We start from the raw sequence: 11,928 nt of genomic DNA, 5'->3' as shown, positions 1-11,928 counted from the left end.
GCCGAAGGACGATCAGGCGGGCTTGTGCAATCCGGCGATCGGATCGTTCGCGGCCGGTGTCTCTTCGAGCAGCGACGCGAGTTCGCGGCCCGTGTCGCGCCACGCGTCGAGGCCGCCGCGCAGCGGCAGCGCATCGGTGAAGCCGGCGTCGAGCAGACGCCGCGCCATCAGCGCGGCCGTCACTTCGTTCGGGCACGAGCAGTACACGACGAACTTCTGCGTGAGCGGATAGCGGGCGACGATGTCGTCGATGTGCCGTTCGTCCGCGAACTGCGCGCCCGGGATCGTGAACGGATCGAGCTTGCGGTGCTCGGCCGAGCGGACGTCGAGCACCACCGGCGCGGATGGATCGCGCAGCAGCCGCTCCAGCTCGTCGACGCCGATGCGTGCGCTCGCGAGCTGCCGGATCAGCGCGCGGCGGCGCATCCAGCGCACGGCCGCATAGAGCGCGAGCAGTGCGACGATCACCAGCAGCACCGCGCGGCCGAGCCGGCTCGCGCCGGCGAACAGCCAGTCGATCTGGCGGTAGAACACGAGGCCCGCGCCGAGCGCGACGATGGTCCACAATGCGGCGCCCAGCGCGTCGTAGCCGGCGAACGTGCGATAGCGCGTGCCGAGCGCGCCGGCCATCGGCACCGATACCAGCGACAGGCCGGGAATGAAGCGTGCTACCGCGAGCACGCGCACGCCGTAGCGGCCGAAGAAACGTTCGGTTTTCCTCACGCAGGAATCACGCGACAGCGACAGCCGGCAGATTGTCTTCAGCGTCGCGCCGCCGTAGCGGCGACCGGCGACGTACCACACGGTGTCGCCGATCAGCGCGCCGAGCACCGACAGCGCGAGCACCGTCACGACCTGCGAGCCGATCATCGCCGGATGCATGGCGGCCATCGCGCCGAACAGCACGAGCGTCGGCATCGCCGGCACCGGCAGACCGATGGCCGCCGCGAGCACGTTGGCGAACACGAGAAGCGGCCCGTACTGGGCGACGAGGTCACGGAGCATGGCGGCTGCCCGAAAAGGAGCGCGCAGACGACGCGCGGATGCGCCGATTATCGGCCATTTTCAAGCCGACGGCGGGAGAACGACGAAGCGCGCCGAACGGCGCTGCGGACAGGCGGAACGGACGCGGTGAGCCGGCGCGTGGCACGCGGCTCACCGTGGAGATCAGGACGACGTGCGGGCGAGAGAGACGGCGCCGTGATTCTCGCCGGGCAGCTCGGCGCCGTGCGAGCGGATCGCCGCGATCAGTTCGGCCGGCGTGATTTCGTAGCGGACCTCGCGATGAATGCCGGGCTTGCGTTCGTCGATCTCGATCAGCAGCACGCTCTTGCCGTCGGCAGTCGATTCGAGCCGCAGCGAGCGCAATTCGCGGCCGTCGGCCGGGTCGTGTTCGGTGAGCAGGGTCATTGCCCCGGATGAGCCGGTAGTGCGCATCGAACCTATCCTCGTGTCGTGTGTGCGTGGTTGGCGAAGATGTCGTTGTTGAATGCAGCTTGATGGAGTTTAACGCGAACGGGCCGCGACACGGAGCATTTTCGTGGGCGTGAAATGAGGGCTGCACCACCGATCCCTCTGATGTTTGAGCCGCGCGGGGCGGGCGTTCCGGCCGGCTCCGGGCCCGCCGCGCACGGTGCGCCCGGCCGGTGTTCGCGGCCGGGCGTACCGCTGTCGTCAGAAGCGCTCGGGCAGCCCCATCGCCGGATCGCTGACCGAGTGACGACCCGTCTCGACGCGGCCGGCCACGCGGCGCGCGAAGCTCGGGTCGCTGTCGGCGGTGACGACGAAGTCGTACCAGTGGCCCGTCGAGTCGAGCTTCCAGTGCAGTTCGTGCTGCGCGCCGCCGTGTACCGCGACGGTCCACGTCGTGCCCGTGTCGGCGCCGCGGTCGTGGTCGTCGCTGGCGCCGTGGCCGGACAGCGGGCCGTACGCTCGGTTCGATTTCACCGTGAAGCGCACCGTGTCGCCGCCGTCGTTGCGCAGCCGCAGATGCAGGTTGCCGCTCGCGCCCGCGTAGCCGACCCGGATCTCCGGGTGCGGCGCGCGTGCGCCGGCAAGCTGCGCGAGATCGCCGGTGAAGCGGCGGTGATAGCCGTTCGGGCCGAGCACCCAGAGGTCATATTTACCGGCGTCGTCGGCGCGTGCGGCCCAGTCGCCGCGCAGCGCCTTGCCCGGCTCGACGACGTAGCGGCGCGGCACGCGGTCGAGGTGCAGCTTGTCGTAGACATGGAACACCGCCGCCGCCCGGCCGGTATTCGCGAACTTCAGCGTGACGGTGCCGTTGCCGCCATCGACGTGCGCGCTCGCATGCAGTTCGTACGGCAACGCGCGCGACGGACGCACGCCCACGGCCTGCGCCGGCAGCGACGGCGTGGCGGGCGGCGTGATCTTCGGCGCGGCCTGTTGGGCTGCGCTCAGCGCATCGGCGGCGCTTTTCGTCGTGCGGCCCGCGAGCGTCGGCAGCGGTTCGTCGTTCGGCGTGCGGAAGTTGAACGCGCTGGTCAGGTCGCCGCACACCGCGCGGCGATAGGCGCTGATCTGCGGCTCGACCACGCCGAAGCGTTTTTCGAGGAAAAGCAGCGTCGACGTATGGTCGAACACCTGCGAGTTGACCCAGCCGCCGCGACTCCACGGCGACACGACCCACATCGGCACGCGCGGGCCGGGGCCGTACGGGCGGCCGTCGGCCGCGGGCTGGCTCGAGGTGGCCGGTGCGAAGTCGTGGTATTCGACCGCGACGTCGGCTGCCGCGAGCGTATGGCCGCCGGCGAGCGAGCCGTCGGCGTTGCGCGACGGCACGGCCGGCGACGGCATGTGGTCGAAGAAGCCGTCGTTCTCGTCGTAGTTGACGAGCAGCACCGTCTTGCTCCACACCTCCGGGTTCGCGGTCAGCGCGTCGAGCACGGCCTGCACGTACCACGCGCCCTGCGCGGGGCTCGACGGCCCCGGATGCTCGCTGTACGCCGACGGCGGAATGATCCACGACACTTCGGGCAGCTTGCCGGTGCGGATGTCGTCGCGCAGCGTTTCGAGAAAGCCGTACGGCATCGTGTTGCCGAAGCCTTTCGCGAGCGGGCTCAACGCGTCGTCGATCGTCGGATCGTAGAACGCGCCGGCCGCCGTCACCGGCTGCGTGATGTCCGTCGACGCAACGTACGCCGGCCGGCGTGCGGCCGGCATCTGCTCGATGGCCGCGCGCCAGTGGCGAAAGCTCATCATCTCGTTGCAGCCGAAGTTGTCGATCAGGCTCTGGTAGACCTTCCAGCTCACGCCGGCGTGCTGCAGCCGGTCCGCGTAGGTCGTCCACGTCCACCCCTGGCTCGACGGGCCGATGTCGTTGCCGCCGTTGAACTGGTTGTTCAGTGCGGCGACCTTCACGCGGCTGCCGTCGGCCGGGCTGACGCCGTTCGGGCCGTTGGTGCCGCTCCAGTAGAACAGCCGGTTCGCGATCGTGCCGGTGTGCATCCCGCAGTGGTAGTGGTCGCACAGCGTGAACGCATCGGCGAGCGCGCGCTGGAACGGCACTTCGGCCGCATCGTAATAGCCCATCGACAGCGGCGTCTTCGCGTCGGGCCAACGGTTCATGCGGCCGTGATCCCAGGCGGCCTGCGCGTCGGCCCACGTGTGCGGCGTGCCGCCCGCGCGCTGCGCGTTGCCCTGGCTCGCATCGAGGTGGTACGGCGTGATGGTCGCTGCGGGCGTCGCCTTCGTGTAGGTCTGGTGGAACACGTCGCGGCCGTTCGGCGACGGCACCGCGAAGCGATCGCCATAACCGCGCACGCCCTTGAACGTGCCGAAGTAACCGTCGAACCCGCGGTTCTCCATCATCAGCAGCACGACGTGCTTCACGTCGTTGATCGTCCCCGATTCATGGAAGGCGGGAATCGCGAGCGCGCGGCGAATGCTCGGCGGAAACGCGGTCAGCGCGGCGCCGGCTAGGCCGGCAGTGGCCGTCTGCTGAAGGAATTTACGGCGTGAGGTCATGGCGTTCTGGTCCTGTGATGGCGGGAGCGAGAGTGACGTCGGTGGGGTGCGCGCGGGCGTCGTCCGGGCGCGGACGGGTCGCGATGCGGGTGCGATGGCGCGCATCGGGCCATGCCGCGATTCCGCTTGCCGCGCGCTCGTGATGCGCGGTGCGGAGAGCAGTCTAGGGAGCGCAGATGACGTCGCCATGATGCGGAAATGACATGACGCTCCGTGTGATGGAAGTTGCGGGTGCAACGAGATGGCGGACGTGCGTTACGGTGTCTCGATGGAAGGAAGTTACCGATCCTGCGGTCGCGAGACGGCAGAAATTTCCGATTCGATGCGGGCTTCTTGACGCGATGTCGTTGCGCATGCAACGTATGCGATGGCCTTTGGTCGATGTTTCACTGTCGTGAACGACGATGTGCTGCGCGTGGTGGTGGCTGCTGCTCGGTGACACTTCTTTGACGATCGCGCGTGTCATATGCATTCAACGATTCGTTGGTTTTCAACCGATCGCGGCAATCGTATCGTCGACAAATTTGCCGACCGTCGCGACGGGCATCGTCGTGCGATGAACGATGGATGCGATCGTCCGCGGCGCTTCGTGAAGCGACGGCGTAGCGATATGTGCCGCCGGTTCCGGCACGTGCGGCGCCGCCCGATGCGTTCGGTCGTTTCGCCGTGCTTGTTTTCGCTGCGTGGCTTTGCGCAACCGTCTCTTTCCATGGAAGCCGACTCGATGAAAACCGTACTCCGGAACCTGACCGCCGCCTGCCTGATCGTTGTGACCGGCGCAGCGCTTGCCGTCGACACGCCGCAGCGCGTGGCCGTCGCGGGTGCGCCGAGCGGCGATGCGCATCTGCCGCCCGGCATCGCATGGCAGCAGGGCGACGTCGACGCGGCCTTCGCGCTCGCGAAGCGCACCGGCAAGCCGCTGCTGCTGTACTGGGGCGCGGTGTGGTGCCCGTCGTGCAACCAGGTGAAGTCGACCGTCTTCAGTCAGCAGGCGTTCAAGACGCGCTCGTCGTTGTTCGTGCCGGTGTATCTCGACGGCGATACCGAAAGCGCGCAGAAGCTCGGCGAGCGCTTCAAGGTGCACGGCTATCCGACGATGATCCTGTTTCGGCCCGACGGCACCGAGGTGACGCGGCTGCCGGGCGAAGCCGATCTCGACCGCTACATGCAGGCGCTGTCGCTGGGGATGACGGCCACCCATCCGGTGCGGCAGACGCTCGCGACCGCGCTGAACGAGGGCGCGGCGCTGACGCCGTCCGAATGGCATCTGCTCGCCGATTATTCGTGGGATACCGACGGTGCGCTGCCGGTGCCGCCCGACCGTGTGGCCGTGACGCTGCAGACGCTGTCGCAGCGTGCGCGCGCGGCCGGCGCGACGGCGGACGCCGCGCGTTTCGCGCTGAAGGCGGCGGTGGTCGCGGCGTCGGACGATCCCGCGCAGGCCGGCGCGCTCGACAAGGCCGCGCTCGCCGATGCGCTGCGCGACGTGCTGCGTGATCCGCCGCTCGCACGTGCGGATTCCGACGTACTCGTCGCGGCGCCGGCCCGCGTGGTCGCGTACCTCGGCGGCGAGCCCGCGCAACGCGCGAACCTGCGCGGCGCTTACGACGCTGCGCTCGCACGGCTGTCGACGGACGCCACGCTGTCGTCGATCGACCGGCTGATGGCGCTGCATGGCCGCGTGCTGCTCGCGCGCGGCGACGCACGCGACGGCACGCGGCTCGACGCGCCCGCGCCCGCGCTGCTCGCCGCTGCGCGCAAGCAGATCGCGGCGTCGGTGCAGGGCGCGGCGAACGCGTACGAGCGGCAGGCGCTCGTCAGCGAAGCGGCCGACACGTTGACCGACGCCGGGCTGTACGACGAATCGGACGCGCTGCTGAAGGCCGAGCTGCCGCGTTCGTCGACGCCGTATTACTTCATGTCGGGACTGGCCGCGAACGCGAAGGCGCGCGGCGACAAGGCGGCGGCGCTGGACTGGTATCGAAAGGCGTACGACGCGGCGAGCGGATCGGCGACGAAATTGCGCTGGGGCGCGACCTATTTCGCGAATGCGGTCGCGCTGGCGCCGGACGATTCGGCGCGGATCGAAGGGATCGCCGCGAGCGTGCTCGCGCAGGCGTCCGGCACGCGCGATGCGTTTTACGGTGCGAACCTGCGGGCGCTGACCAAGGTCGTCACGCAGCTGAAGCGCTGGCGCAGCGACGGCGCGCATGACGCGTCGGTCCGGTCGGTCGTGAAGCAGTTCGACGGCGTGTGCGCAAAGCTGCCGGCGGGAGATCCGCAGGCAGCGGCGTGCGCGAAACTGCTTCAGCCGGTGAAGGCCTGAGGCTGCGGGCCTGAGGCCGCGATGACGCGCGGCTGGGCGTGCCGGCCGCGTCGTCGCCGCGATTGCTTACTGGCTGGTTTCCGACGACGGGCTGCCGTCGCTGCCGTACCCGGCATGCTGCTCGCGCGCGATCTTTGCTTCTGCTGAAACGATGCTGGCCGGATAGAACCAGTCGCTCGGCTGGAAGCCGGCTTGCTTCAGCGCTTTCACTTCGGCCCGGACCTGCGCGCGCGTGAGCGGCGGGTTCGATTGAGCTTGCGCCTGGGCTTGGACTTCGGCCTGCGCTTGTGCTGCGAGCGGCGCGGATGCGGCTACCGCGATGACGATTGCGGGAAACAGGCGCTTCATGATCGTGAACCTCGATGTGTGCGGCTGGCTGCCAAGCCTGCAAACGATTTCGTCTGATATGGCGGCAGCGGGTGAACCCAGTGTAGGCCGCGCTGCTCGTGGGAAAAATGCGATTGCTCCCAATGCAGTTTTTTGCTGGCGACAACAATGGGCGGGTTAGTTCGGACGAAAGCGGGTGGTGGTGTGCTTGGTGGGCATGCGGGACGGGCGGGATGATCGTTTGCGTCGTGCTGATGACGACAGCGGTGCCCGGCACACTGGGCAATGGCCGCGAAGACGGCGGAAGGCGGGAACGTAAGGCGGAAACGTAGGAAAGCGGGGGGGCAGTGCAGTCCGCACGGACGACATCGGCGGTGCCATCAAGCGCTCGATCACGCGCGACGCCGAGCTTGCCGGCCGCGTCGCCACGGCCGACACGAGCCGGGCGGCGCGCGTCTGAACGCCGCCGCCCGATGCTGACGCTTACACGAGGCCCGTGGTGTAGTACACGGCGATCACGAAGAACACCGCGAGCGTCTTGATGACCGTGACCGCGAAGATGTCGCGATACGATTCGCGGTGCGTGAGGCCCGTGACGGCCAGCAGCGTGATGACCGCGCCGTTGTGCGGCAGCGTGTCCATGCCGCCGCTTGCCATCGCGACGACCCGGTGCAGCACTTCCAGCGGAATGTTGGCGGCCTGTGCGCCCTTGATGAACAGGTCCGACATCGCGGCGAGCGCGATGCTCATGCCGCCCGACGCCGAACCGGTGATGCCGGCGAGCGAGCTGACCGACACGGCCGCGTTGACGAGCGGGTTCGGGATGCTCTTGAGCGCATCGCTGACGACCAGGAAGCCCGGCAGCGCGGCAATCACGCCGCCGAAGCCGTATTCGGACGCGGTGTTCATCGCCGCGAGCAGCGCGCCGCCGACGGCGGCCTTCGACCCGACCGCAAAGCGCCCGCTCACGCGCTTGAACGCGGTCAGGATCACCAGCACGATGCCGAGCAGCAATGCGGCCTCGACCGACCAGATCGCGACGACCGTCTTGATCGACGTCGTGACCGGCGCATGCACGCCGGGCAGCACGTCCGGCGCGACCGTGTACGACGCGGCGCCATACCACTGCGGGATCAGCTTCGTGAACGCGAAGTTCGAAACGCCGACGAGGATCAGCGGCAGGATCGCCAGCGCCGGATGCGGCAGCGCAGTTGCTTCGACGCGTTCCGGCTCGTTCACGAGCGACGTGCCGTAGCCTTCGCCCTTCGCCATCGCCGAGCGGCGGCGCCATTCGAGATACGTGAGGCCCACGACGATGATGAACAGCGAGCCGATCGTGCCGAGCGCAGGCGCGGCCCACGCGGTCGTCTTGAAGAACGTGGTCGGGATGATGTTCTGGATTTGCGGCGTGCCGGGCAGCGAATCCATCGTGAACGAGAACGCGCCGAGCGCGATCGCGCCGGGCATCAGCCGTTTCGGAATGTTGCTCTGGCGATAGAGCTCGGCCGCGAACGGATAGACGGCGAACACCACGACGAACAGCGACACGCCGCCATAGGTGAGCAGCGCACACACCACGACGATCACCGCATTGGCACGCGAGCGGCCGATGTAGCGGATCGCCGCATGGACGATCGACTCGGAGAACCCGGACAGTTCGATCACCTTGCCGAATACGGCGCCGAGCATGAACACCGGGAAATAGAGTTTGACGAAGCCGACCATCTTCTCCATGAATATGCCGGAGAAGACCGGGGCGACGGCGGCCGGTTCGGTCAGCAGGACCGCGCCGAGCGCGGCGATCGGCGCGAACAGGATCACGCTGTAGCCGCGATAGGCGGCGAACATCAGGAACGCCAGCGCGGCGAGGACGATCACGAAAGACAAGGGAGTCTCCTAATGGCTTTGGTTTGTTTTCGATCGCGGGACGCGCCGCGGACCGGCTCGGGGTCGTGCAGGTTTCGTGCCATCGGCCGGAGTGCGCCGCCGGGCGGGCGCCCGGCGCAGGCCGGCGGGCCCGCGCCGGCCAATGTCTGAAGATTCTACATAAAACGTCTCGCTCCGGAGACGATGTCCTGCCCGCCGACGCGCGCCAAACGGGGCAGGGCTTTCCCGGACAACGCATTCCGGCAGGTCTCCGAAATGAGATACTGCGTCTCGCTTTGGAGACAGCCGGCCAACGATACATGGAGACGACGACACGATGATGAACGACCTGGCCCGCCTGCCCATCAATTTCGGCGACGTGCTGCGCCGCGCCGCCGAGTCGCTGTTCCGCACGTTCGAGGATTCCAGTGCGGGCACGGTGGTGGTCGATCGCGACGCGCGCGTCGTCTGGATGAACGAGCGGTATGCGGCGCGCTTCGGCTTCGCGGATCCGCAGCAGGCGATCGGCCTCGACTGCGAAGCCGTGATTCCGAATAGTTTGATGCGCGAGGTGGTGTCGACTGGCCAGCCGATTCTGCTTGACATCATGGAGACCGGCCGCGAGCCGCTCGTCGTCACGCGCCTGCCGTTGAAGAACGAGGCGGGCGAGACGGTCGGCGCGATCGGCTTTGCGCTGTTCGATCAACTGAAGACGCTCACGCCGATCTTTTCGCGCTACGCGCAGCTTCAACAGCAGCTGATCGCGACGCAGCGTTCGCTCGCGCAGGCGCGCCGTGCCAAGTACACGTTTGCGAGCTTCGTCGGCACGAGCGCGGCGAGCCTCGAGACCAAGAGGCAGGCACGGCGCGCGGCGCAGGTCGATTCGCCGGTGCTGCTGCTCGGCGAGACGGGCACCGGCAAGGAACTGCTCGCGCATGCGATCCACGCGGCGTCGGCGCGTGCGTTGCAACCGCTCGTGACGGTGAACGTCGCGGCGATCCCCGACACGCTGCTCGAAACCGAGTTCTTCGGCGCGGCGCCCGGTGCGTATACGGGCGCCGATCGCAAGGGGCGCGTCGGCAAGTTCGAGCTGGCCGATCGCGGCACGCTGTTTCTCGACGAGATCGGCGACATGCCGTTGCCGCTGCAGGGGAAGCTGCTGCGGGTGTTGCAGGACAAGGAGTTCGAACCGGTCGGCTCGAACCGGATCGTGCGCGCCGATGTGCGGATCATCGCCGCGACCTCCGCCGATCTGCCGGCGCTCGTCGAGGCCGGCCGCTTTCGCGCCGACCTCTATTACCGCCTCAATGTGCTGACGATTCATGCGCCGCCGCTGCGCGAGCGCGCATCCGACATCGCGGCGCTCGTCTACGCGACGCTCGAGGAACTGGCTGCGCAGCATGGCCGCGCCGCGCATTGCGAACTGACCGACGACGCGCTGCGGATGCTGTGCGCGTATCCGTGGCCGGGCAACGTGCGCGAGCTGCGCAACACGCTCGAGCGCGCACTGATGCTGTCGGACCGTTCGGTGATCGATGCGGCCGCGCTCGCGTCGTTCCTCGGTCCGGTGCGCATGACGGCGGACGGCGTGCCGGCGGGCACGCGGGTTGCGCTGCTGGCGGGCCGGAGCACCACCGATGCCGCGGGCGCCGACGCTGCGCCGGTGGCTTCGTATGCCGACGCATTGGCCGCCTGGGAGCGCCAGTTCCTGACCGACGCCCTTGCGGCGTGCGACGGGAAGGTAACCGAAGCCGCTGCACGCATCGGCATCGGCCGCGCGACGCTGTACAAGAAGATGACGGCGCTCGGAATTGACCGGTGACGACGTAAGCCTGAAGCGAACGGGCTGGCAGCGCGGCGCCCGTGACGCGCCGGGCAGGAGGCAACGATGAAGCGAATCCGTATCGCAGCATGGCTCGCCGCTTTGGCGATGGCGTCTTCCTTCGCGCAGTCCGATGCGGAAATACCGGCCGCGCGGCGCAACTGGTACAACGATCCGTTCATTGCACTGTCGCAGGACTACGCGGAATGTCCGCTGCCGCTCGGCCCGTGGATGACACACGCCGAGATGGAGGACGACGCGCATTATCGCGTCGAGCGCGGCACCACCTGCTGGCTCGCCCATCGCTGCACGAAGCCGAACTCCTATATGTACGACGAGCCGATTGCCGCGGCGGCGAAAGCGCATTTTTCGGGCAGCGAGCGCCTGCGCGGCACGAGCCTGTGGATCACCGTGCAGCGGCGCTTCATATATGTCGAAGGATGTGCCGAAGCCGCCTTCGACCGGCAAGCGCTGGCACGCGAACTCGGTGCGCTTCCCGACGTCGAGCAGGTGTTCGTTCGCATCACCGACGATCCGCACCGGGCTTTGCCGTACAGGACGCGCGCCCGTCCCGACCGGGCGCCGGACCGGACGCCCGACTGAACGCCGGGTAACGACGCATGGCATACTCGCGGCATTAAAAAATTGGTTGACGGAAAGAACAATGAAACACATGCTTGCGTCGGTCTATCGGTGGCCTGGAACGCATTGGCGTCAGGCCGGATTGTTGGTCCTGGTTACGGGGCTCGGCGGGTGCGGAGGCGGGGCGCCGTTGTTTACGGCGGACGGACGTCCGACTACGCAGGTGCAATGCACCGGCAGCGACTGGAGCAATTGCACGGACAATGCCCGAGCCATCTGCACCGGGGAATTCGACGTTCTCCAGCAATCGACCGATGACGCTGTGCGAAATCTTCTCTTCGCATGCAAGAAGAAAGGCGATTATTGAGCCCGATACGACCGCACGATGGGACGTAATCGGGTAAAGCGCTTTTCTATTCGCTTGGAGTCGGCTATTTTTCATGAATAACACTCACGGAGTCCCATCCATATGGCGACCTACAGGCAACTGACTGCGCAACTCGAAAGACTTCAGCAAAAGATCGACAAGGAACGCGAAAAGGCGATTGCCGATGCAATTGCCGCCATTCGGGCGAAAATCGAGGAATTCGACATTACGCCGGAAGAGCTCGGTTTCCTCCCGGCCGGCAAGCGTGCCGCCGCGAAGCCGAAGCGCGCGTTGCCGCCGAAGTACCTGAATCCGAAGACGGGCGAAACGTGGAGCGGCCGCGGCCGTGCGCCGGCTTGGCTCGGCAAGAACCGCGCGCGTTTCCTGATCAAGGACTGATTCCCGGAAATCCTCACCTTTCGTGCGGTCACTGACGGTGCGAGCGGCCCCACGGCCCTCGCACCGTTTTGTTTTTGGGCCGCCGACGCGCGATTCGGCATCGCGTATCGAACGGCAACTCCCCGCGATTAAAAGAGCGCGTTTCGCACATTCGTCGCGATTGCCGCGGATTTGGCGGCGAATTGCGGTAAACGAGCGCGTAATTCGCATCGCAAGGCGCACTGCCATTTGCGATCTTCGCGGTGCTGATGTGCA

The 11,928-nt window shown here is 67.5% G+C and carries 11 protein-coding genes; 5 read left to right on the top strand and 6 right to left on the bottom strand.

The features are described from left to right. Positions 1-12: 12 nt before the first annotated feature. The 4 genes from MYA_RS16090 to MYA_RS31190 form a co-directional block, all read right to left on the bottom strand. A complete protein-coding gene (locus MYA_RS16090; protein WP_011881045.1) occupies positions 13-1,005 on the bottom strand; it encodes a DedA family protein/thiosulfate sulfurtransferase GlpE in 993 nt (330 codons plus the stop codon). 162 nt (positions 1,006-1,167) lie between these two features. Then, on the bottom strand, positions 1,168-1,437 hold the full coding sequence (locus MYA_RS16085) for a hypothetical protein (RefSeq protein WP_011881044.1): 270 nt from the start codon (positions 1,435-1,437) through the stop codon (positions 1,168-1,170). 237 nt (positions 1,438-1,674) lie between these two features. Continuing rightward, positions 1,675-3,984: a phosphocholine-specific phospholipase C gene (locus MYA_RS16080; RefSeq protein WP_014724171.1), complete on the bottom strand. Its 2,310-nt coding sequence runs from the start codon at positions 3,982-3,984 to the stop codon at positions 1,675-1,677. Between the two features lie 490 nt (positions 3,985-4,474). Beyond that, positions 4,475-4,681, bottom strand: coding sequence for a hypothetical protein (locus tag MYA_RS31190; RefSeq protein ID WP_014724170.1), 207 nt, complete (start codon positions 4,679-4,681; stop codon positions 4,475-4,477). Between the two features lie 27 nt (positions 4,682-4,708). On the opposite strand from MYA_RS31190, the gene MYA_RS16070 reads away from it, so the two are divergent. Then, positions 4,709-6,310 carry a thioredoxin family protein gene (locus MYA_RS16070; protein ID WP_014724169.1) on the top strand — a complete coding sequence of 534 codons (1,602 nt, stop codon included), beginning with the start codon at positions 4,709-4,711 and terminating at the stop codon, positions 6,308-6,310. Between the two features lie 66 nt (positions 6,311-6,376). Here the strand turns inward: MYA_RS16070 and MYA_RS16065 are convergent, their stop codons facing one another. Further along, positions 6,377-6,658, bottom strand: coding sequence for a DUF4148 domain-containing protein (locus MYA_RS16065; RefSeq protein WP_014724168.1), 282 nt, complete (start codon positions 6,656-6,658; stop codon positions 6,377-6,379). A 462-nt stretch (positions 6,659-7,120) separates the two neighbouring features. Continuing rightward, the gene (locus tag MYA_RS16060) at positions 7,121-8,524 is read right to left on the bottom strand and encodes a GntP family permease (protein ID WP_011881038.1); all 1,404 of its coding nucleotides are present in this window, start codon (positions 8,522-8,524) and stop codon (positions 7,121-7,123) included. Positions 8,525-8,840: 316 nt separating this feature from the next. Between MYA_RS16060 and MYA_RS16055 the strand changes: the two genes are divergently transcribed. The 4 genes from MYA_RS16055 (at position 8,841) to MYA_RS16045 (ending at position 11,673) form a co-directional block, all read left to right on the top strand. Then, positions 8,841-10,325 (top strand): sigma-54 interaction domain-containing protein, encoded by a 1,485-nt coding sequence (locus MYA_RS16055; protein WP_011881037.1) that lies wholly within the window; start codon positions 8,841-8,843, stop codon positions 10,323-10,325. Positions 10,326-10,391: 66 nt separating this feature from the next. Beyond that, a complete protein-coding gene (locus MYA_RS16050) occupies positions 10,392-10,928 on the top strand; it encodes a BON domain-containing protein (RefSeq protein WP_014724166.1) in 537 nt (178 codons plus the stop codon). A gap of 61 nt (positions 10,929-10,989) precedes the next feature. Then, positions 10,990-11,274 (top strand): hypothetical protein, encoded by a 285-nt coding sequence (locus MYA_RS32520; RefSeq protein ID WP_308117566.1) that lies wholly within the window; start codon positions 10,990-10,992, stop codon positions 11,272-11,274. A gap of 102 nt (positions 11,275-11,376) precedes the next feature. Next, positions 11,377-11,673, top strand: a complete 297-nt coding sequence (locus MYA_RS16045; RefSeq protein ID WP_011881034.1) for an H-NS histone family protein — start codon at positions 11,377-11,379, stop codon at positions 11,671-11,673. The last annotated feature ends 255 nt before the right edge of the window (positions 11,674-11,928 follow it).

Source organism: Burkholderia sp. KJ006 (assembly GCF_000262695.1).
Taxonomy (GTDB): Bacteria; Pseudomonadota; Gammaproteobacteria; order Burkholderiales; family Burkholderiaceae; genus Burkholderia; species Burkholderia vietnamiensis.
This window is presented reverse-complemented; position numbering and strand designations above follow the sequence as displayed.

Coding starts and splice junctions, on each gene's coding strand:
- MYA_RS16090 (WP_011881045.1), bottom strand. CDS start 1,005: ATGCTCCGTGACCTCGTCGCCCAGTACGGGCCGCTTCTCGTGTTCGCC.
- MYA_RS16085 (WP_011881044.1), bottom strand. CDS start 1,437: ATGCGCACTACCGGCTCATCCGGGGCAATGACCCTGCTCACCGAACAC.
- MYA_RS16080 (WP_014724171.1), bottom strand. CDS start 3,984: ATGACCTCACGCCGTAAATTCCTTCAGCAGACGGCCACTGCCGGCCTA.
- MYA_RS16070 (WP_014724169.1), top strand. CDS start 4,709: ATGAAAACCGTACTCCGGAACCTGACCGCCGCCTGCCTGATCGTTGTG.
- MYA_RS16065 (WP_014724168.1), bottom strand. CDS start 6,658: ATGAAGCGCCTGTTTCCCGCAATCGTCATCGCGGTAGCCGCATCCGCG.
- MYA_RS16055 (WP_011881037.1), top strand. CDS start 8,841: ATGATGAACGACCTGGCCCGCCTGCCCATCAATTTCGGCGACGTGCTG.
- MYA_RS16050 (WP_014724166.1), top strand. CDS start 10,392: ATGAAGCGAATCCGTATCGCAGCATGGCTCGCCGCTTTGGCGATGGCG.
- MYA_RS32520 (WP_308117566.1), top strand. CDS start 10,990: ATGAAACACATGCTTGCGTCGGTCTATCGGTGGCCTGGAACGCATTGG.
- MYA_RS16045 (WP_011881034.1), top strand. CDS start 11,377: ATGGCGACCTACAGGCAACTGACTGCGCAACTCGAAAGACTTCAGCAA.